This window comes from Caulobacter sp., assembly GCF_017744445.1.
Lineage (GTDB): Bacteria > Pseudomonadota > Alphaproteobacteria > Caulobacterales > Caulobacteraceae > Caulobacter.
In genome coordinates, this window is sequence record NZ_JAGIBH010000012.1 from 62,452 (window position 1) to 87,722 (window position 25,271).

Here is a 25,271-nt window from a genome sequence, read left to right on the forward strand (position 1 = left end):
CCCTCCCTCAGAAGCTCTGGGTCAGGCGGGCGTAGTAGTAGCCGCCGGTGATGCCGAAGGGTGAGAAGGTCCCGAACTGGCCCGTGCCCTGGTCGGCGTTGAGGATTCCGATCTTGTCGGGATGCTTATCGAACAGGTTGTTGGCCCCGATCGCGATGTTGGTGCGCTCACGCACCTGCCAGGCGATATCGAGGTCGGTGATCCACTTGGGACTGAAGGTCCGGTCCAGGTTCGCCGACGTCCCGGCCTCGGTGTAACGGCCATAGCGGGTGTTGCGCAGGCCGGCGGTCCAGGCGCCGCGCGACCACTGGGCGCCGACGATGATCTTCTCGCGCGGCGTGCCAATGGTCAGGTCGGCGATCTTCTGGCGGTCGAACAAGACGAGGCTGGGATTGACCGCCTTCAGGACCGCGGGCGTCGCCTTCAGCTTGGTGATCTTGGTCTTGTTGAAGGCGTAGGCGGCATTGAGGTTCAGACGGCCGAAGTCGCCCAGGCTGAAGCCGTACTCGCCGACGAAGTCGACGCCCGTCGTCCGGGTCGAGACCGCGTTGGTGTAGTAGGTCGCTGTCAGGCCCTGCGGGAAACGCGCCAGCAGCGGAGCCAGGTCGGCGCGCGACCCCAACTGCGCCACCGACAGGTCCAGGTTGCTGGTGTCGACGATGCGGTCGTCGATCTGGATCTCGTAGGCGTCCAGGGTCAGGCGCAGGCCGGCGAACGGCTCGGCCGTGACGCCGAAGCTGTAGTTGGTCGAGGTTTCCGGCTTAAGCGTTTCCGCGCCCAGCGCTTTTGCCTCAACGCTGTCCGTGCGCAGCACCTTGGTCGGGAAGGTCAGGTACTCGCCGGGGACGCAGGGCGCGCCGCGGAAGATGTTGTTCGGCGCGGCCGGGCACAGGCTGCCGTTGATGGTCGAGGTCGCGAACAGGGTCTGGCCCAGCGACGGCGCGCGGAAGCCGTTGCTGACCGTGGCCCGCACGGCATAGCCCGGCAGGAACTCCCAGCGCGTGGTCAGCTTGCCGCTGAACGTATCGCCCACGCCCTTGCCGTACTTCTCGTACCGACCGGCCAGGCCTACATACCAGGTGTCGGTGACATCGGTCCCGACATCGACATACGCCGCGCCACTGTGGCGGTGCATCGCGCCGGCGTCCTCGGGCGCGGTGCCGGCATAGGACGCCAGGCCCGGGTTCGGACGCAGACCGGCGAACGGCTGACCGGCCGGGATCACATAGTCGCCGACGATGTACGACGCCTCGTCGCCCGCCTCGATCAGGAAGCGCTCATAGCGATGTTCAAGCCCCCAGGAGACTTGCAGCGGATTCTTCAGCCAGCCCGAGAACTCGCGCGTGAAGTCCAGGTTGTTGGTCCACTGCCGGAACTCGTGGGTCGACAGGTGGAAATAGGTCGGGCTGTTCGGACCCAGGGTGGCATTCAGGGTGTTCTGGCCGTCCAGCTGGGCGTGGTCCTGGGCCAGGGTGGTCGACAGGTCCCAGGCCCAGCCAGCCTTCTCGCCGCGCGCGCCGAAGCTGGTCTGGAAGTCCAGCTCGAAGATCCGGCGATAAGCATTGAAACCGTCGGGATAAACCTCGGGCAGTGAATTGCGGTTCAGCGGCCGCCCGGTCGTGACGCCGGCGACCGGCGCGAGGTTCGGCAGGAAGCTGCCGGTGTTCTTGCGCGACGAGCGGTGGCTCAGCGTGCCCGACGAATAGAGCTTCAGGTCGCGCCAGGGCAGCTCGGCATTGTACGAGGCCGCCAGGATGTCTTCCTCACCCGGACCGTAGCTAAGGCCCCACGAATAGCGGTCGACCGTGGCGTCGCGCGGATCGGGCGTGACGGTGGTGACGCCGCCGACGGTCGTGACGGTCGGCTGATAGATGTATTTGGCGCGCGAGGGGATGGCGCGGGTGGCCGCCTCGTTGTTCTTCCAGTTCAAGGCGAAGTGGACGAAGCCGCCCTTGTCGCCCAGCGGCCGGCCCCAGTTCAGCGTCGCGGCGCGGGTGTCGCCGTCGCCCAGGAAATTCTGGCCGCCGGTGTAGCTCAACGAGCCGCCTTCGTAGTCGTCCTTCAGGATGATGTTGACGACGCCGGCGATGGCGTCCGAGCCGTACTGGGCCGAGGCTCCGTCGCGCAGCACCTCGATGCGCGCGATGGCCGAGGCCGGGATGAAGTCCAGGTCCACCGGCACGCCGCCCCGGCCGACGCGGGCCAGATTGTTGATCAGCGAGGTGGTGTGGCGGCGCTTGCCATTGACCAGGAACAGGGCCTGATCGCCGTTCAGGCCGCGCAGGGTGATAGCCCGCACCGTCCACGAGGTGCCGCCGCCATTGATGCCCGGCAGGTTGAACGACGGGATCAGGGTGTTGAGCACCTCCTTCAGCCCGACCTTGCCGGTGGCCAGCAGCTGGTCGCCGCTGATCACGTCCACAGGCGCGGGGCTATCGGCGACGGTGCGGCGCGCGCCGCGCACGCCGGTGACGATGACGCTGTCGACGGCCGTCGCACCTTCGGTGTCGGCTACGGGGGCATCGACGACGGGAACGGGATTGGCGTCGGCGGCGCGGGCCACGCCGCCACTCAGGGCCACGACGGACGCGCAGGCCAGAAGCGCGACGTTCAGCTTGGAGTCACTCTGTCGGACAGCCGTCCGGGTCTCGGAAAAAGGCAAAAGTCTATCCCCCGCGCCCGGCGGGTCGCCGAGCGTCGTTGTTGATCGATGAGTGAGGTGCGCGCCGCTGCCCTCGGCGCGCTGGGAACTTAAGAGGCCGGCGCCGGGGCCGGATCGACACCATGGCCACGACGACCCGACGGATCGAACGAGTATTTCTCTGAACAAATTCAGAGTTTTATATATCGTGCACAGCAATAGTCGGTATTTGCGGAACGCATAAAGTCACAGCTCCAGGGCGGCGGTGTGGATCAGCTGCGCCAGCTTGGCGATCGAGGCGTGGGGCGTATCGTTCGTGCGCTGGACGTAGGCCACCTCCGGCAGCGACGGCAGGCGATTGGTGGTCAGCGGCGCACGCTCGGGCAGGAACAGAGAGGTCCGGCATGTCACCGCCAGACCGGCCTGCACGGCCGCTCTCAGAGCTGAAAGGCTGGGCGTTTCCAGCGCCACGCGATACGGCCGGCCGTCGCGCTCCAGCGCCGCCAGGGCCGCGTCGCGGAAGCGGCACGGCGACTCCAGGATGGCGATCGGCAGGACCTCGGTTTCCGCCAGCGACGAGTCGCCATGCCAGACCATCGGCACAACCCGCGCCGCCCTTGGATCATCGGCCGCGCCCATGCACAGCACCACGTCCAGACGGTCGGCTTCCAGCAGGCCCAGCAGCTCCGGCGACCCCGCCACCCGCACCTGTAGCTGGGTATCGGGATTGAGCTGGGCGAAGCGCGCCAGCACGCCCGACAGCAGGGTCTCGGCGAAGTCCTGGACGAACCCCACCCGCGCCGGCCCGGCCAAGGCGTCGCCAGTCAGGGCCACCACGGCGCGATCGTTCAGGGCCAGGATCTCGCGCGCCCTGGGCAACAGGGTCTGGCCTGCCGGAGTCAGCACCAGGCGGCGTCCCTCGCGGTGGAACAGCGGCGTCAGCACCGTCTCCTCCAGACGCTTCATCTGCAGGCTTAGCGCCGACTGGGTGACGAACACCCGCTCGGTCGCCCGCAGCATCGAGCCGGAGTCGACGATGGCCACGAAGCTTCGCAGCAGTTCGGTCGGCAGGTTGGTCACAATCGTCGGCCTCTTGAGAATTGCTAATAAGCTATGTGAGGATAAGTCTATTGATCAAGTAGGAATTCAACGTCCTTCTCTGTGGACCCGCGGCGCTTGCGTCGCAACGGTTTCCGACGAGAGAGGACCGCAGTGTCTCTGGCCACGACCTACAGAATTTCTGAATCTAGGCCGTGGCGCTGGCCCGATCTGGCCCGCGCCCGCTGGCTCTCTCCCGTGCTGTTGCTGGTCTTGTGGGAGCTGGGCGCGCGCGCCGGCGTGATCCCGCCGCGGGTGCTGGCCGCGCCATCCACGGTGCTGGAGACCTTCTGGTCCCTGACCGCTTCGGGCGAACTGCCCACCAACCTGCTGGTCTCGCTGGCCAGGGCCGGCGCAGGGCTCGGCATCGCCCTGGTCCTGGCGACCACGCTGGGCCTGATCTCGGGCCTGTCGCGCTGGGGTGAAACGCTCGTCGACCCGCTGATGCAGATCAAGCGGACCATCCCGGTCCTGGCCCTGACGCCGCTGTTCATCGTCTGGTTCGGCATCGGCGAGACGCCGAAGATCCTGCTGATCACCGTCTCGGCGACCTTCCCGCTGTACCTGAACCTGTTCGCCGGCATCCGGGGCGTCGACGTGCGCCTCGTCGAGGCCGCCCGCAGCTTCGGCCTGTCGGGCTGGAGCCTGGTGCGCGAGGTGATCCTGCCCGGCGCCCTGCCCTCGTTCTTCGTCGGCCTGCGCTACGCCCTGGGCATCTCGGTGCTGGTCCTGGTGATCGCCGAGCAGATCAACGCCCAGGCCGGCCTTGGCTACCTGGTCAACAACGCCCGGGACTTCATGCGGACCGACATCATCGTCGTCTGCCTGGTCGTCTACGCCCTGCTCGGCCTCGGCGCCGACGCTCTCGTCCGCACGCTGGAGCGCAAGGCGCTGGCGTGGCGCCCCAGCCTCGTGGAGCAATGATCATGGCCGCCCCTCAGCCGCGCCTGCGCCGTCCCGCCGTCTCGCGCTCGACCCAAACCGTCGAGCCGGCCGTCAAGCTCGTGAACTTCGTCCGCCGCTTTGGCGACAATACCGTCATCGACGGCCTGGACCTGTCGATCGCCCCCGGCGAGTTCGTCGCCCTGCTGGGCGCCAGCGGCTCGGGCAAGACCACCCTGCTGCGCACCCTGGCCGGCCTCGACTCCGCCGCCGGCCAGGACGTGAAGACGCCCGACACGCGGGCCGTCGTGTTCCAGGACGCCCGCCTGCTGCCCTGGAAGAAGGTCTGGCGCAACGTCGCGCTCGGCCTTGGCGGCAAGGACGTCCGGGCCCGCGCCGAGGCGGCGCTGAAGGAGGTGGGCCTTGGCCATCGCCTCGACGCGTGGCCCGGCACGCTCTCGGGCGGTGAAGCCCAGCGCACCGCCCTTGCCCGCGCCCTCGTCCGAGAACCGGGCCTGCTGCTTCTGGACGAGCCGTTCGCGGCGCTCGACGCCCTGACCCGCCTGAAGATGCATGACCTGGTTCTCGCCCTGTGGCGCGAACACGCGCCGGCCGTGCTGTTGGTCACCCACGATGTCGACGAGGCCATCGCCCTGGCTGACCGCGTTCTGGTGCTGGACAAGGGCCGCATCGCCGCCGAGGAGCGCATCGAGCTCGAACGCCCCCGCGCGCCGGACGCCCGCTTCCAGGCCATCCGCCGTCGCCTGCTGGGCCATCTGGGCGTCGAGGCTCCGGCGCATAGTGAAGGCCACCTGGTCGCCTTCCCGACCGGCGAGGTCGTGCTCTAGGCCATGAGCCAGCACCGTCCCCACCGCCTGTCGGACTTCGTCGCCGACCTTTCAGACCTGCTGGATCAGACCGGCGACGAGGCTGTGATCCTGCGCGAGGGCGCCGCCCTGCTGGCCCATCTAGTCGCCGCCGACGACTGGCTGCCCGAGCCGCAGAGCCAGCCCGATCCGGCGCGCTACCAGCAGTACCTGCTGCATCGCGACCCGGCCGGCCGCTTCTCGGTGGTCAGCTTCGTCTGGGGTCCAGGCCAGGCCACGCCGGTCCACGATCACACCGTCTGGGGCCTAGTCGGCGTGCTGCGCGGAGCCGAACTGTCCCAGGCCTATGAACGGCGTGGCGAAGCCCTGGCGGCCGCCGGCGAGGTCCAGCGCCTGGAGGCGGGTCAGGTCGAAGCCGTCTCGCCGACCGTCGGCGACATCCACCGTGTGGCCAACGCCTTCGACGACCTCGTCTCGATCAGCATCCACGTCTACGGGGCCGATATCGGGACGGTGAAGCGCTCGACCTACGACGCCGACGGCAAGCCCAAGGCCTTCGTCTCGGGCTACGCCGATGTCCCGCCGCCCCTTCTTTTCGATCGCGCCAGCGCCCTGGCCTATGGAGCCGCTGAATGAGCCTGCCCGTCATCACTTCGGAAGACGTCCGTCGTGACCTGATCGCCCGCCGCGAGATCGCCCTGCTGGACCTGCGCGAGGAAGATCCGTTCGCCAAGGCCCACCCTTTGTTCGCCTCGCAACTGCCGCTCTCCCGGCTGGAGGTCGAGATCCTGGACCGCGTCCCGCGCCAGGACGTCAAGATCGTCCTCTATGATGACGGCGAAGGCCTGGTCGCGCCGGCCGGCGAGCGGCTGGCAGGGTTGGGCTACACTAACGTCCACGCCCTGGACGGCGGTCTCGCCGGCTGGAAGGCGGCTGGCTACGAGCTGTTCCAGGACGTCAATTCCTACAGCAAGGCGTTCGGCGAGCTGGTCGAGGCCCGGCGGCACACGCCGTCCCTGCCCGCCCAGGAAGTCCAGGCCCGCATCGACGCCAAGGCCGACCAGGTGATCCTGGATAGCCGTCGCTTCGAGGAATATGCAGTGATGAGCATCCCGGGCGGCATCAGCACGCCCGGCGCGGAGCTCGTCCTGCGCGCGCGCGAACTGGCGCCGGATCCCACGACCACCATCATCGTCAACTGCGCCGGCCGCACTCGCAGCCTGATCGGCGCCCAGTCGCTGGTGAACGCCGGCCTACCCAATCCCGTCTTCGCCCTGCGCAACGGCACCATCGGCTGGACCCTGGCCCAGCAGAGCCTGGAGCACGGCCAGAGCCGCAAGTTCCCGGACGTGCGCGAGCAGACGCTCGAGGAAGCTCGCAATCGCGCCCGCGACGTCGCCTACCGCGCCGGCGTCCGCCGCCTGGACGCCCAGGGCCTGACGGATCTGGCTCAGGACACGCACCGCACCCTCTACCGTTTCGACGTCCGCACGCCTGAGGAGTTCGCCGCTGGCCACTTGCCCGGCTTCCGCTCGGCGCCCGGTGGCCAGCTGGTGCAGGAGACCGACGTCTTCGCGCCGGTGCGCGGCGGCCGCATCGTGCTGGCCGACGACCTGGGTCCGCGCGCCGACATGACCGCGTCTTGGCTGGCCCAGCTAGGCTGGGAGGTCTACGTGCTGGATGGTTTCGATGGCGCGGTGGAGAGCGGCGCCTGGGCTCCGCGCCTGCCCGTGTTGCCCACGGTCGAGACCCTGTCGCCGCGCGATCTGGTCCAGGCGCTTGCCGACGAAGCCGTGGTCGTCGTCGACCTCGCGCCCAGCTCGCGCCACCGCAAGGGCCACGTGCCCGGCGCCTGGTTCGCCATCCGCGCTCAGTTGCCGGAGGCCCTGGCGGCGCTGCCCAAGGACAAGGCCATCGTCCTCACCTCGCCCGACGGCGCCCTGGCAGCCCTGGCGGCGTCCGAGCTCGAAGAACTGACCGACCGCCCGGTGCGCGTGCTGGCCGGCGGCACGGACGCCTGGATCGCCGCCGGACGCGCCGTCGAGCCCGGCTTGACCCACGCCGCCAACGCCCCGACCGACGTCTACAAGCGCCCTTACGAGGGCACCGACAACGCCGCCGAGGCCATGCAGGCCTATCTCGACTGGGAGTTCGGTCTAGTCGACCAGCTGGCCCGCGACGCCACCCACGGCTTCTACGTGATCTGATGACCTTGCAGCTCTATTTCGCGCCCGGATCCTCGTCCCTGGCCCCGTTGGTGGCGCTGGAGGAGATCGACCTCCCCTATGGCACCCATCGGCTGGACCTCGCGGCCGGCGACCAGCGCAGGTCCGAGTACCTGAAGGTCAATCCGCGCGGCCGCGTGCCGACCCTGGTGGTCGACGGCCAGCCGGTAACAGAGGTGCTAGCCATCCTGACTTACCTGGCCCACCGCTACCCGCACAGCGAGCTACTGCCCCTGGCCGATCCGCTGAAACTGGCCAAGGCGTATGAGGTGATGGCCTGGTTCGCCAGCACCGTGCACGTGGCCTTCGCCCAGATCGCCCGGCCCGAGCGATATGCCGATGACGAGGCGGTCAAGGCCGCTCTAGCCACGCCCGGCGAGGCGCGCTTCGCCCGCACCCTGACCGACATCGAGCGCCTGGCCCAAGGTCCCGGTCCCTGGCTGCTGGGCGAAAGCTTTAGCGCCGTCGACGCCTACGCCCTGGTCATCTGGCGCTGGGCCGAGCGCCGCCAGATCGACACCGCGAACTATCCCGCCTGGAGCGCCAAGGCCGCCCGGGCCTTTGCCCGCCCCTCCGTCGTCCGCGCGCTCCGCAAGGAAGCCGCGCCGGTCATTGCCTAAAGCCATCGCCTGAACCCAGGAGCCTCCCATGAGCGTCGAATTCATCGGTTTCATCGGCACCCAGCACGCGTCTGAGATCCATCCGCCGTCCGGTCCCGCGATCGACGTCTCATACGTCGAGAAGACCGCCCGCGTGCATGAAGAGGGCGGCTTCGACCGCGCCCTGGTGGCCTTCCACTCGACCGGTCCGGAGAGCCAGCTGGTCGTGGCCCACGCCGCCTCGGTGACCAAGACGCTGAACTTCATGATCGCCCACCGTCCGGGCTTCACCCAGCCGACCTTGGCCGCCCGTCAGCTGGCGACGCTGGACCACTTCACCGGCGGCCGCGTGGCGGTGCACATCATCACCGGCGGCTCGGACGAAGAACTGGCCAAGGACGGCGACCACCTGACCAAGGACGAGCGCTACGCCCGCACCAGCGAGTATCTGGACATCGTCCGCGCCGAATGGACCGGCGACAAGCCGTTCGACTATGCGGGCCAGTACTACAAGGTCGACCAGGGCTTCGGCGCGGTGAAGCCGCTGCAGGCGCCGCACATTCCGATCTATTTCGGCGGCTCGTCGGACGCGGCCATCCCGGTGGCCGGCAAGCACGCCGACATCTACGCCCTGTGGGGCGAGACCCAGGCCCAGGTGCGCGAGACGATCGCCCGCGTCCGCGCGGCCGCCGCCAAGCACGGTCGCCAGGTGCGGTTCTCGCTGTCGCTGCGCCCCGTGATCGCCGACACCGAGGAAGCCGCCTGGAAGCGCGCCGACGACATCGTCGCCCAGGCCAAGGCCCTGCGCGAAGCCGCCGGCCTGCCGACCACCGGCCACCGCCCGCCCAACGCTGGCTCGCAACGCCTGCTGGACGCCGCCGCCCAGGGTTCGCGCCTGGATAAGCGCCTGTGGACTGGCGTGGCTGGCGTCACCGGCGCCCAAGGCAATTCCACGGGCCTGGTCGGCACACCTGAACAGGTCGCCGAGAGCCTGCTGGACTACTACGACCTGGGCGTCTCGACCTTCCTGATCCGAGGCTTCGATCCGGTGGAGGACGCCATCGCCTATGGCCGCGACTTGATCCCGCTGGTCCGCCAGCAGGTCGCCGAGCGCGACCTGCGCCTGGCCCGGGCCGCGAGCTGATCCATGCCCTACGACGCCGCTCCGCCGGTCCCGGCCGACTTCAAGGAGGTGCTGGCGCACCTGGCCAGCGGCGTCGCCATCGTCTCGTGCTGGGACGGCGACACGCCGCGCGGCCTGCTGGTCAGCTCGATCACCGGCCTGTCGGTCGAGCCGCCCCGGTTCCTGTTCTGCGTCCGCAAGGAGGCCGCCAGCCATGACGCGCTGGCGGCGTCGGCGGCCTGCGGCGTCGCGCTGCTGGGCGCGGCGGACGAGGACGAGGCGCTGCGGTTCGCCAGTTCGTCCCGCGCGGCGGAACGCTTCGCGCCCGATCGTTGGCGGCTCGAAGAGGGTCCGCCAGCCTATCGCGGCGGCCTGGCGACCGCTCATTGTCGGATCGACAGTATCGCCGACGCCGGCAGCCACTCGATCTTCATCGTCACGGCAACCGCCAGCGCCCTGACCTCGGGCCCGCCCCTGGTGGCTTGGAACCGCGCGCTGCGAGCGCTAGAGCCGCATCCTCAGCCCTAGGCCGAACGAACGCCCCGAGCGGCCGATCTGCAAAGGGCGACTGCGCTGGTTCTCGTAGGCCGCCTCGACCGTGTCGGTCAGGTTGCTAGCCTCGATGTGGATCGAGACGCGGGGGCTCAGGTCGTACGAGCCGGCGGCGTCCAGATAGCCCGCGCTGGCGACCACGAAGCTCGACACCCCGCCGCCCTGCATGTCGGCCTCGGACCCGAATGGCGAGCGCCAAGTCCACGACAGGTGAGCGTGTAGCCGGCTCCGCTCGACGAACGGACTGATCGAATAGGACAGCCGCGAGACGCCATTCAAACGACCGCGCTGGCCAGCCTCGTTCCGGCTGGCAGCATCCACCCAGGTGGCGCTGGTCCACACGCCGAAGCCGTGGGCGAACCGTCGGCTGAATGCGGCCTCTAGGCCCGTGACATGGGCCTGACCGGCGTTGCGCGGCCGAGACATCATCACCGTCGCCACGACTGGCGGTCCCGCGCGGGTGGCGAAGGCCAGGCGCTCAGGCTGGGCCGAGACGACGATGAAGTCGTCGATAGACTTGTGGAAAACCGCCAGGCTGACGCCACCGAAGCCTTCGAACTCACGCTCAAGCGACAGGTCGAAGTTAGTCGCCAGATAGGGCTTCAGCTCCGGATTGCCGCCGACGCCCGAGAACAGCGTCCCCGGCGACGGATTGTCGATCTCGGCCTGGCCGCGTTGGTACAGGATCGAGACCAGGCTGCTGGCGGGCACCGTGGCTGAGCGCAGGTCGGCCAGCGATGGTCGGGTGATGCTGCGCGAGGCCGCCAGGCGCAGGCGCCAGTCATCGTCCAGGGCGATGGCCAGGTTGGCGCTAGGTAGGACCACGGCGTGGGAGCCGGCATAGCGGACCGGCTTGATGTCCATGTAGCCGGCCGCCGAGACGCCTTGCAGCGATCCCGCCACTTCGGTCCGTGTCCGCGCCGTCCGCACGCCAATGTTGCCGGTGGCTGACTTCCCCAACACGGTCGTGGAGAAATCCAGACGCCCATAGGCGGCCAGGATCCGCTCGCCGACCTTGTAGGAGCCTTGCAAGTCCGCGCCGGTGGGGGCCAGGTCCTTGGCGTCGACGACCACCCCATCGGCCTCGCCCGGCAGGTAGAAGTGCTCGCGAAAGGCGGCGAAGTCGGCGGCGGTCCAGGCCGGCGGTCGCGACGCGACGAGGCGGTCGAAGGCGGCGCGGGGCGCGGCGATGTCGAAGAAGTCGGCGTCGACGATGGTCCCCGGCCGCGGCTCGGCCTCGCGGTCGCGACGCTGAAAGTTCCGCCCCCGATCAGTGATCTGGCCACCTAGGCGCAGGCGATCGAACCGCAGAGGCCCCACGGCCCAGTCGATCGGTCGTGCGGCGGCGATCAGGCCGGTGGCGTCATGGTCCTCCACATGGGTGGCGCGGACGCCGTAACGCGAGAAGGTCAGTTGGGCCGGATCGGTCAGGTCGAACGTCGTGGACAGCAGCGGCGCCTTGCGGCTCTCAATTAGATCGGGCCCGAGGTCGAAGGCGTAGGACACGCCCAGCGGGCTGACGGCGCCGATCCGCTGCAGCGGCGTGTCGAGGTTCGAGCGGGCGCTGGAGAGGCTAAAACGTGGCTCCAGGGTCCAGGCCCCAGCGTCGGCCTTCATGGCCAGGCTGGCCGAGACGTTGTCATGAATCTGGTCTGAGACCTCCAGATTGTTGCTGATCTGGCCGGCGCCGACCCGGCCGCCGACCAGCGTGCGCCCCTCGAACTTGGCGTCGCCCGCCGCCAGGATCTGGGCCGCGAAATCACTGATCCCGTAGACGACGCGATCCTCGCGAATGCCGTTGTCGAAGCGCGAGGCCAAAGCGTCGAGATAGACGGTGACGGCCGGCGCGGCCCGCCACTCCACACCTATGAAGGCCGTGGCGCGGGCGCGTTGCTCTTGCTCGACCGTGGTGCGGATATCCTCAGGGAGGGTCAACGACGCGCCACCAATGGCGAAGTCGCGATAGCGTGAGACTTGGAAACGGTCGTACTGCACCTCTCGCCGTTCGGTGGAGACACCGGCCACCACGCCCAGGCGGTCGTCCGCGCGACGCCAGCGGCCCGAGATCGCCAGGTCCGGCGAGACCGCGCCGGAGCGCACCTCGGCATGGGCGTCGGCGCGGAGCGACAGGTACGACGGCCCTTCCAGCCCGCGCACGGTGCGGATGTCTATATTGGAGCCGATGCCGCCGTCGACGATGTCGGCCGTTGCCGACTTGGCCACCACGGCTCCGGCCAGCAGGTCGGCCGAAAGCGCTCGGAAGCGGAACTGCCGCCCGCTCTGCGTGGAATTGCGGATGTTCTCGTTGAAGGCCACCGGCGCGCCGTTCAGGGTCACCGACTGGAACAGCGGCCCCAGGCCCCGGACGCTGACGAATTGCCCCTCCCCGACCTCACGCTCGATGGCCACGCCCGGCACGCGTTGCAGCGCCTCGGCTAAGTTGGCGGCGGGCAGCTCACCGATACGACCGGCCGAGACGGCATCAACAATAGCGTCGGCGCGACGCTTCTGGAGCAGAGCGTCCTCGATGCCGGCCACGAAGGCGGCGGTGATGGTCACTTCGTCCAGGCCGACCGGCTCTTCCGGACGCGGCGCGGCGCCTGGCGGGGCCGCCGTCGGCGCCTCAGCCCAGACGCGCACCGAAGCATGGTCGCTGAGTTCGTAGCGCAGCCCCGTGCCGGCCAGCAGGCGCTTGATCGCCTCGGGCCAGGCCATGGTCCCCGACACCGTATTGGCGCGGTAGGTCCGGCCGGGTTCGGTCGACAGGGCGAAGGCGCAGCCGGCCTTCAGGCACAGCGCCATCAGCGCCGAACGCGCGTCCTGGGCGGGAATGTCGAAACGGGTCACCGCCTGCGCCGAAAGCGGCGCGGCCAGGGCCAGCGCCGCGATCGACAGAGCGGACACGCGGCGAAGCGACATAAGACGACTGACGAAAACCCCCGACGCGGTGAAGGCGCCTGAGGGTCTGGTAGCTGCGCTTCGTGACAGTCGCGCGAAACTAGCGCGCCGAGGCGACGACCTCGTTCGACGCAGTGCGGGTCAGGGTCACCGGCAGCACACGCGCGGCGCGCTCGACCACCGTGCCGCGACCATCCAGCGGCAGCATGGCGGTGACGCGCTGGCGGCCCAGCGCCGGGTCGGCCAGGCGGATCTTGGCGTCTGTATAGCGACCCAGCTCGGCCAGCACCTCGGACAGGGCCGCATCCTGGAAGACAAGGCGACGCTGGCGCCAGGCGACGGCGGCGGCCGGATCGATGCGGGCCTCGCGGCGAACGGCGCCGCCGGCCTGATACGAGACCTGATCGCCGGGCGTGAGACGGACGGGCTCGGTCGAGACGCGGGGCTGGCGAACCTCGACCGAGCCCTCCAGCAACTCCACTCGGGCACGGCCGTCGCGGAGGCTCGTGGCGAAATGGGTGCCGGTCACGACGACCTGGCGGTCGGCCAGGGCGACCTGAAACGGATGGGCCTTGTCATGGACGACGGCGAAATAGGCCGCGCCGTTGTCCAGAGCCAGGCGGCGCACGCGGCCGTCGACCTTGGCGCGAAGCGTGGTGGCGGTATCCAGCGTGACGACCGAACCGTCGGCCAGGGTCACGTCGCGGATCTCGCCGACGGCGGTCGTGTAGGTCGCCGCGCCGGCCAGCGGATCCTGGAAGCGGGTCAGCAGGGTCGGCGCGATGGCCACGGCCAGCACGGCGGCGACCAGGCCGCCGGCCAGGGTGACAGGCGTCCAGCCGGCAGCGGCGCGGCGCTTACAGGGCGCGGGCGGGATCAGGTTCAGCTCGCCCAGCAGCTCGGTACGCAGATCCTGAGTCTCGCGCAGCAGCGCCTTGGCGGCCTGGTAATCGGCCAGGTTCGCCGGATCGGCCGACAGCCAGCGCTCGAAGGCGCCTTGCCTCCCGCGCGACACCTGGGGACGGCCCAGGCGCACGAGCCACTCTTCCGCGGTGCGCGGTTGGCGTTCGAACAAGGCAGCGAAACGGTCGAGCATCTTGGCGTTTGAGGCCTTCCTGGCGGCGGGACGTATCTTCACAACGATCGGCGAGCGGAACACCTCAGGTCTCCCGCGCCGCTTTCAGGCGTCGTAGCGCTTCGGCCAGGTGCTTTTCCACCATGCTGACCGAAACACCCAGGCGCTCGGCGATCTGGCGATAGCTGAGATCCTCGAAGCGATGCAGCAGGAAGGCGTCGCGACAGCGCGGCGGCAGCTCGCGGATGGCGGCGGCGATGCCGGCCAGGTCCTGGCGAGCGATCGAGCGGCGATCGGCGGCCGGATCCTCGCTGGGCGCATTCTCCCACGCCGAGGTCGTGTCGTCCGCGTCGAGCTGCAGGGTGCGGGCGCGCTCGCGATTGGACTGCTTCCAGTGATCCTTCAGCAGGTTCTTGGCGATGGCGAACAGCAGCGGTCGACCATCGGCCTGGTCCAGCGCGTGACCAGCCCGGTGAAAGCGCGCGAACGTCTCCTGGACGATGTCCTCGGCGTCCTCCAGCGACTGACCGCGTCGCTGCAGGAACGTGACGAGTTCGGCCCGCAGCCCCCTCATGCCGCTCCCCTTGAATGAACGCACAGAAGCGCTCCCCCCGGCGAAGGGGGGAGCGCGACCGGTGATGGCGTCCAGCGGGCTCAGAAGTTCATCCGCAGGCCAAGCGAGAAGCGCCGTCCGGACTTCTCGTACATGGTCGGGAAGGACGGATCCATCGTGTAGCCCTTGGTCACCTCGTCCGTGATGTTGATGCCTTCCAGGCTGAGCTGGATGTTGTCATTCACGTTGTAGCTGACCGACATGTCGGTCTGGCCGTAGCCCGAGCGCCAGATCGGATACATCTCGTAGCCGATGCCTTCGACGTACTTGTCCTTGTAGTTATAGGACACGCGGGCCTGGAACTTGTCGTTCTCGTAGTAGAGCGTGACGTTGTAGGCCTTGTCGGCCAGGCCCACCGGCGGGGTCGGCACCTTGATGATCGACTGACCGGTCAGCGAGCTGTCCAGGATCGTGTAGTTGGCGTTGACGCCGAAACCCTTCAGCGGCTGCCACAGAATGTCGAACGGCACGATGGCGACCAGCTCGACGCCGGTGACCTTGTACGAACCGTCGGCATTGACCGGCTGGTAGACGTCGAAGTCGTAGACGCCGTCGATCGTGCCGTTGGCGTTGTACTTGGTGACGTTCTTGACCGTGCCCGTCAGGGCCTGGCGGACGACGCCCTCGATCTTCTTGTTGAAGTACGAGACCGCCAGCAGGCCGCCTTCCGGCAGGTACTTCTCGAGACCCACTTCCCATTGCTCGGCGAAGGTCGGCTTCAGGGCCGGGTTGCCGTCGGTGAAGCGGAACGAGTTCCAGCTGGCCGTGCGCTTGTAGGCCAGGTCGGTCAGGGCCGGACGCATCAGGGTCTTCGAGGCCGCGCCGCGCAGGATGATGCTGTCGGTCAGGTCGGCGGTGAAGTTCACGCTGGGCAGCAGCTTGTTGTAGCTGCCGTCGCTGGACACCGGCGCGGGGGTATAGGCCGTGCCGCCGGTCGGGGTCTGGATCTGGTGGTAGCCAGCCGAGGTGATCGAGGTGTCGACGTAGCGGACGCCGCCGTTGATGGCGACCGGCACCGGACCGACGTCGAAGCCGAGGTCGGCCATGGCGTACAGGCTGGTGACCTTCTCACCCACCTCATAATAGTTGTCCGGCGTGAACGGCGTCTTGAAGCCGGCATAGCGGAAGGTCTTGCGCGCGTATTCGTTGGAGATCTGGCTCCAGGTGATGTCGCGGACCGTATAGTCGCCGCCGGGCACCAGATCGCCGATCGGGGTCAGCGGGCTGTCGGCCATGGTGCGGGTGTTGAGCCAGGCGGTGCTGCCCGCGCTCGGCCCCTGGATGTTCAGGGCGCCGTACTGACGTTCCTTCGACTTGTCGGTGTAGCGAGCGCCGACCTGGATCGTCTTCAGCGCCGGGAAGAAGCTGAAGGCGAACTCCTTGGTGAAGTCCACCTGAGCCGCGTACTTGTCGTCCTGGATCTTCTCCAGGGTCGTCTCATAGGCTTCGAACAGGTACTTCGACGGCGAGTTGTACATGTCGATCGAGGCCGGGTTGGCGCTCTTGACGGTCTCGCCGCCCTTTTCCGTCCAGCGGGTGCGCGACGGCGCGTAGGCCACGTGCTTCAGGTTCGAATAGTCCAGGGTCTTCTTGGCGCCCGAATAGCCGGCCAGGCCATGCAGCTTCCAGCTCTCGCCGTGCCAGTTGAACTCGGCGCCGAACTGGACGTAGTCGGTCTTGTTGATCTGCTCCTTGCTGAGCATCTCGTGCTGGGTCGCGGTGTAGGAGACGTCGCGCAGAACGACCATGCCGTATTGCGACAGGGTGTCCTTGTCGTACGCGTGGATGGTCTCCAGCGTGCTGCGGCTCGAGGCCGAATAGGCCGCGGCGTCATACTGGTCTTCGGTGCCATCGAAGGCGCCGACCATCAGGTCGAAGGCGATGTCGAAATTGGCCGTCGGCTTGTACTGCAGCGACGCGGTGCCGCCCCACTGGTCCTGGGTGTTCAGGTAGGCGCGGTCGCCGACCTTGTCCTGGAAGATGATACGGCCGGTCTCGTCGCGGTTGGTGTTGCTCTTGATGATCACGCCAGCGTCGCGGGCCAGCACCGAGGCGGCCTGGGCGGCGCGGGCGCCGCCGGCTTCCGAGAAGCGGAACATCGGACGGAAGTTGATGCCCGAGTTGGAGTCGGTGCGGTTCGTGCGGCGCGCGGCCGAGAACGACACCAGGCCGCCCCAGTTGCCCCAGGTGTCCGAAGCCAGGAACGAGACCTTCGGATCCGCCTTCTTCGAGATCGAGTTGTAGGCGCCCTCGGCCGAGGCCACCAGCTTGCGGCCGCTGTAGTCGAACGGACGCGCCGTCGAGATGTTCACCGAGCCGGCGATGCCGCCCTCTTCGTCGGCCGCGCGCGGCGACTTCTGCACCGTGACCTGCTGGACGATCTCCGAGGCGAACATGTCGAACTCGACGTCACGACCGCCGCTGCCCGAGGCCGTGGCCAGGTTGTTGATGGTGACGAAGGTGAACTCAGCCGGCAGGCCACGGACGCTGACACGGCCGCCCAGGCCCTTGTTGCGCTCGATGGTCACGCCCGGCATGCGCTGCAGCGCTTCGGCCAGGTTCTGCTCGGGGAAGTTGGCGACGTCGGTGGCGACGATCGAGTCCGAGAAGCCGATCGCATCGCGCTTCATGTCCACGGCCTTTTCCAGGCTGCGGCGATAGCTGCCGGTGACGACGATTTCCTCGACGCTCGCGTCCTGCGCGGCCGGCGCCGTCTGGGCGTGGGCGCCCGCGGCGGTGAACAGGCCGATAGCGGCGCAGCTGGTCATCAGCCAGGCCGTGCGGCGCGCGCGGCCGCTGTTCGTGTTCGTTCCGATCATTGCCGATATCCCCGAGTCTTTGTTGCGACGGCGGGGGAGCCGAACGTGCCCGCTCGACCCACGCCCCCGACGGCAACAACGACGCGTCTTCGAGGGGCCTCAGCGCCGGACTGTTGATTTCATGAAAACTTCACGCCCGGGTCGGGTGCGCCCCTGGCCAAGACGGCGCCCGTCGTTCGCGCGCCCGGCGCCGCCATCGTTCGCAGTTTGACAATGATCGAACTGAAACAGGCCGGCGCGCTTGACGCGCTGCACGCGGCCTAGCTCTGATCATCGAAACAGAGAAGAATTTCAGCTTATCGCCGCCCTCTATGATGACGGCGGGCAATCGTCTTCGCCACTCTCATAATGTATATTTGCAATGTTCATAAATTGAACGGCAATGCGCAGAACAAGGACTATTTCAATATATGTCCTCGACCTGAGAAATTCTGAATTTACCCACCACGGAACAACAGCAACGCTATCCCCATCAAAGTGATTGGGGATCGTCATGACTGTTAGAAATCGTCCGCCCGCGCGCCTTCGCGCGCTGCTGCTCGCCGCCACCGTGCTGGGCGGTGCCACGCCCGCCCTGGCCCAGGAGACCGCCGAGGTCGACACCGTCGTGGTGACTGGCAAGCGCCTCTCCGAGGCCAGCGTCGCGATCGGCACCGACCACGCCACCGCTACGGTCTCGATCACCCGCGAGGCGCTGCTGTCGGCGCCGGCGGGCATCACCGGCCTGAAGATGCTGGAGTCCCTCCCCGGCTTCAACGTCCAGGCCAATGACGCGCTGGGCATGTACGAGTTCGGCAACTCGGTCTCGGTCCGCGCCTTCAATTTCCAGCAGATCGGCTTTCTGCTGGACAACATCCCGATGGGTCGCAGCGACCAGTTCGGCGGCAGCCCGATCTATCGCTATGTCGACAACGAGAATCTGCTGCGGGTGACCGCCTCGGCCGGAGCCGGCGACGTCGCCCTGCCCAGCTACGCCTCGCTGGGCCCGATCGTCGACTACTTCACCCAGGCCCCATCCAAGACGGCCGGCGGCGCGATCAGCGGCACCCTGGGCAGCGACAACCTGCGTCGCGGCTTCCTTCGGCTGGAGACCGGCAAGATCGGTCCGGTTTCGGGCTATGTCAGCGGCTCTTGGATCAAGGGCGACCTGTGGCGGGGCCCCGGCGACATCAACCGCAAGCATATCGAGGGCAAGCTGCGCTACGACCTGTCCAACGGCGGCGACATCAGCTTCCAGACCGTCCACAACGACTATTTCGACTATGACAGCCCGTCGATCACCCTGGCCCAGTACGCCGGGACGGCCGGCGACGTGTTCGGGCGCAAGGGCCGCTACTTCGCCTACCTGGGTATCGTGCCGACCCCGGGTGCGGCTGGCACGGCCCAGACGGCCACCAACCTGCCGGCGGTGGCGGGCGGCCCGACCTACTCCAACGCCAACTACGCCCAGTACTACAAGTTCGCGGTCAACAAGCGGAAGGACCACCTGTACGGCCTGACGCTGAACACACCGATCACCGACAATCTCGACCTGACCACGACGGCCTATTACGAAGACAAGGGCGGTTACGGCGTCTCGCCCGAGGCCTACGCCACCTCGCTGACCAGCTATACCGCCGAGGTCGGCAAGGTCGCCGGCATCGTCGCGCCCAAGGGCATCCAGTACGGCCTGTCGGGCGTCGACGGCGTCCGCCAAGGCGTGACCGGCAAGGTCTCCTGGCACGTCGGCTTCAACAAGATCGAGGCCGGCCTCTGGCTGGAGAACGACGATTATCACCGCACCCAGAACCGCTACAACGTCGAGAACGGCCACCCCGACGGCGCGCCGCTGTTCAACGAGCGGGTCCACGCCCAGCGGGACTACAAGTCGCTGCGCGAGACCAAGCAGTTCTTCCTGAAGGACACGCTGACCCTGCTAGAGGCCAAGCTGAAGGTCGAGCTGGGCTTCAAGGCCACCGACATCGACTACAAGATCGCCGGTTATCGCAACCCGGCCGACTATGCCAACTTCCGCCACCCGATCCTGAAGGCCAACTGGAAGGACAGCTTCCTGCCCCAGGTCGGCGCGGTCTACAGCCTGACCGGCCGCGACCAGGTGTTCGCCTCGTACTCCGAGAACATGGCCTTGCCCCGCGGCGCGGACGATATCTTCTCGGCCGCCAGCCCGACGGTCGCCGCGCCGCAGCCCGAGACCTCAACCAACTGGGAGATCGGCTACCGCGCCAACCACCGGACGTTCAACGCCTCGATCGTTGCGTATCAGACCGAGTTCAAGAACCGACTGCAGTCGTTCGCCTCGCTGGTCCCCGGCGGCGGCGGCGTGACCGAAACCTTCTTCCAGAACGTCGGGGCGGTGAAGGCCAAGGGCGTCGAGTTCAGCGGCCAGTGGAAGCCCGAACTGTTCGCCGGCAAGGCCTATTTCAACGCCAACGTCTCGTACAACGACGCCAAGTTCCAGGACGACGTCCTGAACTACCGCGCCAGCACCACGGCCGCTCCGACCACCCTGGCGATCGCTGGCAAGAAGGTGCCGGACTTCCCCGACTGGGTGTTCACGACCGGCGTGACGATCGAACCGTTCGACGGCCTGCTGGTCAATGTCTCGGCCCGCCACCTGGAGAGCCGCTTCACCAACTTCGTCAACAGCGAGAAGGTCGGCGGCTACACCATCGTCAACGCCTACATCGACATCGGCGACGGCTTCGCGGCCGGACCGTTCAGCCAGGTCAAGGCCCGCGTCAACATCGATAACATGTTCGACAAGGACTATCTGGGCACGATCAGCACCACGGTGAATACGCCCGCCAGCTTCCGCCCGGCCCCGCCGCGGACGGTGCAATTCACGATCTCGGCCGACTTCTAGGGTCGAATGCCAATGGCTTCCTGCGGCGTGTGGTCGCAGGAAGTCACGCCTAGAGCCTTTGAAAAACATAGATACGCCAGTGTATTCGTAGCGTCGGCCGCCATGCTCGCAACGAGGGAGGACGCCGACCTGCTCGCCCGTAGCGTTGCTCGCGCCAGAACCGCTCGATACGCTCCCTCCACGGTTATCCGTGAGATCCGTGCATGAGCAGTCGCAACGGCGCCTCGGTCGCGAACGACGCCGCCTTCCTGTCGGGGGGCGGAGAGATGGCGCGACTGATCGGCCAGACCGACTGGTCGAAAACGCCGCTGGGCCCGATCGAGGGCTGGTCCCAGAGCCTGCGCACCACGGTCAGCCTGTGCCTGGCCTCGAACTTCCCGATCAACATCATCTGGGGTCCCGAGCACTGCCAGATCTACAATGACGGCTACCGCGTCGTATGCGGCGCGGCCCATCCGCAGGCGCTGGGTGAGCCCTACACCAAGACCTGGGCCTCGGCCTGGCCAGCGATCGGCCAACCCTTCCATCACGCCCTGAGCGGCGAGACCTCGTTCCTCGAAAATCAGCGGATGTTCCTGTTCCGCAACGGCTATCTGGAGGAGACCTTCTTCACCTTCTCGCTCAGCCCGATCCGCGACGAGAGCGGTATTGGCGGCCTGTTCCATCCCGTCACCGAGACCACGGCCAGCATGCTGGCCGAACGCCGCGCCCGGACTCTGCGCGATCTCAATGCCAGCTTGGGCGAAGTGCGCGCCACGCGGCAGGTGTTCGACAACGCTTTGGCGGTCTTGGGCAACCACGCCTTCGACCTGCCGTTCGTTCTGCTCTACGAACTGGACGCCGAGGAAAATTGCTACCGCCTGGCCGGATCGGTGGGCGTGGCCGCCGACGACGTCATCGCCCCCGCCACCCTCTCCGAAGACGTAGAGAATCCCTGGTCCGCCGATCTGGCCGGCGCCCGGGAGCCGATCACGGTCGCCCTGCCCCACGATGGCGCGGCGCGCGGCCCGTACGAGGAGCCTTCGCATACCGCGCGGGTCTTCGCGATCACCGCGCCGGATACGGCCCGCGCCCCGGCCCTGATGATGGTCGGGACCAGTTCGCGCCTCCCCCTCGACGAGGCCTATCTCGGCTTCCTGGACCTGCTGGCGGCCGCGCTCGGCGCCGGCCTGACCAGTGCGCGAGGTTACGAAGAGGCCCGTCGGCGCGCCGAGATGCTGGCCGCGCTGGACCAGGCCAAGACCGCCTTCTTCTCGAACGTCAGCCACGAATTCCGCACGCCGCTGACGCTGATGCTGGGTCCGATCCAGGACGCGCTCGAAGCCGACGGCGACCTGCCAGAGAGCCAGCGCGAGCGCCTGACCGTGGCGCACCGCAACGCTCTTCGTCTGCTCAAGTTGGTCAATTCACTGCTGGACTTCTCACGTGTCGAGGCCGGTCGCTCGCGCGCCGTCTTCCAGCCCACTGACTTGGCCGGCCTGACCGCCGAACTAGCCAGCAACTTCCGCTCGGCCTGCGAACGCGCCGGCCTGACCCTGACCGTCGACTGCCCGCCCCTGTCTCAGCCGGTCAATGTGGATCGCGAGATGTGGGAGAAGATCGTCCTCAACCTGATCTCCAACGCCTTCAAGTTCACGCTGGACGGCGGGATTACGGTGCGACTGCTCCAGACCGGCAACCGGGTCGAGCTGGCGGTCGAGGACACGGGCCTTGGCATCGCCGAGGACCAACTTCCGCGGGTCTTCGAGCGTTTCCACCGGATTGAGGGCCAAGGCGGCCGGACCCACGAGGGCAGCGGCATCGGCCTGGCCCTGGTCGAGGAGCTGGCCAAGCTGCACGGCGGCGCGGTGTCCGTCGCCAGCCGGCTGGGCCAAGGCAGCACCTTCACGGTCAGCCTGCCGCTGGGCGCGGCGCATCTGCCGCGCGAACAGTTCTCGAACCGCGAGACCCTGGTCGACGCCAGCCGCCATGCCGAGGCCTTCGTCGCCGAGGCGATGCGGTGGTTGCCGGACGTCGAAGAGCGGGATGCGTTGACGACGGCCGACGCCCCGCTGATCGAGGGTCGCCCTCGCGTGATCCTGGCAGATGACAACGCCGACATGCTGGCCTACGTCAGACGCCTGCTCGAGGCGGGCGGCTACGAGGTCCGAGCGGTGGCGGACGGCCAGGCGGCGCTTGACGCAGCCCTGGAAGGACCGCCGCCCGACCTGGTGTTGAGCGACGTGATGATGCCGAGGCTGGACGGCTTTGGCTTGCTGGCGGCGCTACGCGCCGAACCGAAGCTGGAGGGCTTGCTGGTCATCCTGCTGTCGGCCCGCGCCGGCGAGGAAGCCCGGGTCGAGGGTCTGGCCGCGGGCGCTGACGACTATCTGGTCAAGCCGTTCAGCGCGCGCGAACTACGCGCCCGTGTCGACGGCGCCGTGCGCCTGGCCCGCCAGCGCCGGGAGGCCGCTCGCCGCGAACAGGACCTTCGGACCGAAGTGGCCGCGGAACGCGGCCGCGCCGCGTTGCTGCAGAGTCAGGCGCAATTGGACTTCGCCCTCGAGGCTGGGCGCCTGGGCGGCTGGGAAATGGACATCGACAGCAACCGCATCGCTGTCTCGCCCAGCTTCCGACGGTTGTTCGGCCTGGGTCCCGAAGATCCGTTCGAATACTACCAGGACATTGTCCGGCGGGTGCATCCCGGCGACCGTGATCGTCGCCATGCCGCGGTCCAGCAAGCCATCGCCACCGGCGAGGATCTGGATGTCGAGTACCGCATCGAAGGCGACGACGGGGCCGAGCGTTGGGTGCTGGCGCGCGGGCGGGCCACCTATGACGGCGACCGACCACTGCGCATCGCCGGCGTCACGCTGGACATCACCGAGCGTAAGGCCGCCGAGGCGCGCCAGAAGCTCCTGCTGGCCGAGGTGGACCACCGCGCCAAGAACACTCTGGCCAGCGTCCAGTCGATCGCCATCCAGACTCTGCGCCACGCCGAAAGCCCCGAGACTTTCGCCGACGCCTTCCTCGAACGGATCCACGCCCTGTCGCGTGCGCACGAGCTGCTGACCGCCAGCGCTTGGGAAGGCGCGGACCTGAAGGAGGTGATCGCTCGCACGGTGCGCATCCACCTGCCCCCTGATGAACAGGATCGGGTCTCGCTGACAGGACCGACCATCCGCCTCGGCCCCAACGCGGCGGTGACGGTCAACATGGCCTTCCATGAACTGGCGACCAACGCCGCCAAGTACGGCGCCTTCTCGACGGCGACGGGTCGCGTGTTCGTCGACTGGTCACTGGACGCCGAGCGGCGCGAAGTGACGATCGACTGGCGAGAAACCGGCGGACCGACGGTCATCCCGCCGCCCCGCCGAGGCTTCGGCTCGCGCCTGCTGCAGCAGGGCCTGCCGCGCGAGCTGGGCGGCACGGTGGATCTGCAGTTCCCGCCCGAGGGTCTGCGTTGCGTGATCCACCTGCCACTGTCGGCGAAAGTGGGCCTGGTCGACGCCTAGGCGGCCGACACCCGAGCCTGAATCAGCTTGATCGCCTCGTGCGCCGACAACGCCGCGCCCTCCTGCCAGGCATTGATGTAGCTCATGTGCTCGCCGGCGAAATAGAAGGCGCCGTCGGGCTTGCACAGCTCGGCATAGTCGGTGGTGCGCTGCTCTTCCTTCCAGCCGACGGCGACGCCTTCGCTGTAGGGGGTCTGCATCCACGAGACGCTGAAGGGCTTGGTCAGTTCTTGGCCGTGCCCGGGATGGAACTTGTCGATCACCCGGCGCGAAAGCGCGAAGCGCTCCTCGAACGACATGGCCGCGTATTTCGGCGGCGCGTCGGGGCCGGAGAAGCCGATCGAATAGGCCCCGACCAGAATGCCGGTCTTCTCGCCGATGCCGCCGCTGGGATACCAGACCAGTTCGTTGGCCTCGTCGGTCCAGCCCAGGCCGCCGAACTGGAAGTCGTCCTGCTCCCAGAACCGCCGGCTCTCCCAGGCGACCTTGGTGCCGTGGTGGTATTCGCCCGCCGCGATGGCCTGCTTTACGCGCGGGGCGAAGTCGGACGGGATCTTGGACAGCACCGGCAGTGGGATGGTGCAGATGCAGAAGTCGGCCGCGAGCGTCTTGGCCGCGCCGCCTTCCGCGTATTCGATCTTCACACCCTTCGGGGTTTTCCGCAGCGCCTTGACCACCGCCTCGAATTTCACGGCCGGCTTCACCTGCTCGTACAGGGCGTAGGCGATGCGATCCATGCCGCCGACCGGCTGAAGCATGGTCGCCTGCATGTCGACGATCTCTTCGAAGATCAGGCTGGCGCCCCAGAACCGCGAGCTCATCATGTCGGCCATGCGCAGCGGCTCGCCGGCCTTGGGTGGATGGGCGTAGCCGCCGGGGCTGGCGCTGAAGCCCGACCGGGTCGAGCCGCCATAGGCATAGCCCTTGCCGAGGTCCCCGTAGGCCGACAGGTAGCCCAGCAGCTTCTGCTTATCGACGCCGGTCAGCTCCTGGTCCAGCGCGCCCTTGTTGACGGCCTTGGCCAGCAGCTCGGTGAAGGCGCCGCGCGTGTCGTTGACCGCCTGATGCTCGGTCACCACCTTGCCGCCGAAGTCCAGCTTGGCGAAGCGGTTGGCGTTGACCATCACCTCCAGCGGCACGTTCAGGTCGCGGCAATAGCCGAGGATGGCTTGGTGCCACTGTGGGATGCGGGCGGGACCGGCGTTGAAATAGGCGTGCTTGCCCTCGGCCCAGTCGACAACCTGATCCGGACGACCGGTCTGGATGATCTTGGAGCCCGACCGCACCGACCAGGCGCGACCGCCCGGACGATCGCGGGCTTCCAGCACGGTCACCGCATAGCCAGCCTTGCGCAGCTCGTAGGCCGCCACCAGGCCGGCGATGCCCGCGCCCAGGATGGCCACCGACTTGCCCGCTCCGCTGCCGGCCGGCAGTTGCGGCGGACCGGCATAGGCGCGCGGCGCGGCCAAGAGGCCCATGCCCATCATGGTGGTGTAGAGCGCCCCATAGCCGCCGGCCTTGCCGACCGCGCCCAGGAAACTGCGTCGCGAGAGTCCCATCGT

Annotated in this window: 16 protein-coding genes; 9 read left to right on the forward strand and 7 right to left on the reverse strand. The window is 68.0% G+C overall.

Annotated features, from left to right (window positions below; genetic code table 11):
• Nucleotides 1-7: 7 nt before the first annotated feature.
• Together J7528_RS17735 and J7528_RS17740 are read right to left on the reverse strand one after the other, a co-directional pair.
• The gene (locus J7528_RS17735) at nt 8-2,662 is read right to left on the reverse strand and encodes a TonB-dependent receptor (protein ID WP_291877056.1); all 2,655 of its coding nucleotides are present in this window, start codon (nt 2,660-2,662) and stop codon (nt 8-10) included.
• 225 nt (nt 2,663-2,887) lie between these two features.
• Nucleotides 2,888-3,721: a LysR substrate-binding domain-containing protein gene (locus J7528_RS17740; protein ID WP_291877057.1), complete on the reverse strand. Its 834-nt coding sequence runs from the start codon at nt 3,719-3,721 to the stop codon at nt 2,888-2,890.
• 132 nt (nt 3,722-3,853) lie between these two features.
• On the opposite strand from J7528_RS17740, the gene J7528_RS17745 reads away from it, so the two are divergent.
• The 7 genes from J7528_RS17745 to J7528_RS17775 are packed head-to-tail and all read left to right on the forward strand — an operon-like array spanning nt 3,854 to nt 9,923.
• A complete protein-coding gene (locus J7528_RS17745) occupies nt 3,854-4,663 on the forward strand; it encodes an ABC transporter permease (RefSeq protein ID WP_291877059.1) in 810 nt (269 codons plus the stop codon).
• A gap of 2 nt (nt 4,664-4,665) precedes the next feature.
• Nucleotides 4,666-5,469, forward strand: a complete 804-nt coding sequence (locus J7528_RS17750; protein ID WP_291877061.1) for an ABC transporter ATP-binding protein — start codon at nt 4,666-4,668, stop codon at nt 5,467-5,469.
• Nucleotides 5,470-5,472: 3 nt separating this feature from the next.
• Nucleotides 5,473-6,084, forward strand: coding sequence for a cysteine dioxygenase (locus J7528_RS17755; RefSeq protein ID WP_291877063.1), 612 nt, complete (start codon nt 5,473-5,475; stop codon nt 6,082-6,084).
• Nucleotides 6,081-7,655, forward strand: coding sequence for a rhodanese-like domain-containing protein (locus J7528_RS17760; RefSeq protein WP_291877066.1), 1,575 nt, complete (start codon nt 6,081-6,083; stop codon nt 7,653-7,655). Before J7528_RS17755 ends, J7528_RS17760 begins: the two co-directional genes overlap by 4 nt.
• Nucleotides 7,655-8,293 (forward strand): glutathione S-transferase family protein, encoded by a 639-nt coding sequence (locus J7528_RS17765; protein ID WP_291877070.1) that lies wholly within the window; start codon nt 7,655-7,657, stop codon nt 8,291-8,293. The genes J7528_RS17760 and J7528_RS17765 overlap by 1 nt, the downstream gene beginning before the upstream one ends.
• 28 nt (nt 8,294-8,321) lie before the next feature.
• Nucleotides 8,322-9,416, forward strand: coding sequence for an LLM class flavin-dependent oxidoreductase (locus J7528_RS17770; RefSeq protein ID WP_291877072.1), 1,095 nt, complete (start codon nt 8,322-8,324; stop codon nt 9,414-9,416).
• Nucleotides 9,417-9,419: 3 nt separating this feature from the next.
• Nucleotides 9,420-9,923 carry a flavin reductase family protein gene (locus J7528_RS17775; RefSeq protein ID WP_291877074.1) on the forward strand — a complete coding sequence of 168 codons (504 nt, stop codon included), beginning with the start codon at nt 9,420-9,422 and terminating at the stop codon, nt 9,921-9,923.
• On the opposite strand, the gene J7528_RS17780 is transcribed toward J7528_RS17775, so the two are convergent.
• From J7528_RS17780 to J7528_RS17795, 4 genes are all read right to left on the reverse strand, one after another.
• Nucleotides 9,900-12,851 (reverse strand): TonB-dependent receptor, encoded by a 2,952-nt coding sequence (locus J7528_RS17780; protein ID WP_291877076.1) that lies wholly within the window; start codon nt 12,849-12,851, stop codon nt 9,900-9,902. The genes J7528_RS17775 and J7528_RS17780 overlap by 24 nt on opposite strands.
• 94 nt (nt 12,852-12,945) lie before the next feature.
• Nucleotides 12,946-13,941, reverse strand: a complete 996-nt coding sequence (locus J7528_RS17785; RefSeq protein WP_291877078.1) for a FecR domain-containing protein — start codon at nt 13,939-13,941, stop codon at nt 12,946-12,948.
• A 64-nt stretch (nt 13,942-14,005) separates the two neighbouring features.
• Nucleotides 14,006-14,494 (reverse strand): RNA polymerase sigma factor, encoded by a 489-nt coding sequence (locus tag J7528_RS17790; protein WP_291877079.1) that lies wholly within the window; start codon nt 14,492-14,494, stop codon nt 14,006-14,008.
• 80 nt (nt 14,495-14,574) lie between these two features.
• Nucleotides 14,575-17,352: a TonB-dependent receptor gene (locus tag J7528_RS17795; RefSeq protein WP_291877081.1), complete on the reverse strand. Its 2,778-nt coding sequence runs from the start codon at nt 17,350-17,352 to the stop codon at nt 14,575-14,577.
• Between the two features lie 481 nt (nt 17,353-17,833).
• Here J7528_RS17795 and J7528_RS17800 point away from each other — a divergent pair, with 481 nt between their 5' ends.
• Nucleotides 17,834-20,215: a TonB-dependent receptor gene (locus J7528_RS17800; protein ID WP_291877083.1), complete on the forward strand. Its 2,382-nt coding sequence runs from the start codon at nt 17,834-17,836 to the stop codon at nt 20,213-20,215.
• A 203-nt stretch (nt 20,216-20,418) separates the two neighbouring features.
• Nucleotides 20,419-23,709: an ATP-binding protein gene (locus J7528_RS17805; protein ID WP_291877084.1), complete on the forward strand. Its 3,291-nt coding sequence runs from the start codon at nt 20,419-20,421 to the stop codon at nt 23,707-23,709.
• On the opposite strand, the gene J7528_RS17810 is transcribed toward J7528_RS17805, so the two are convergent.
• The gene (locus J7528_RS17810; RefSeq protein WP_291877087.1) at nt 23,706-25,268 is read right to left on the reverse strand and encodes a flavin monoamine oxidase family protein; all 1,563 of its coding nucleotides are present in this window, start codon (nt 25,266-25,268) and stop codon (nt 23,706-23,708) included. The two genes, J7528_RS17805 and J7528_RS17810, sit on opposite strands and share 4 nt — an antisense overlap.
• Nucleotides 25,269-25,271 lie beyond the last annotated feature (3 nt).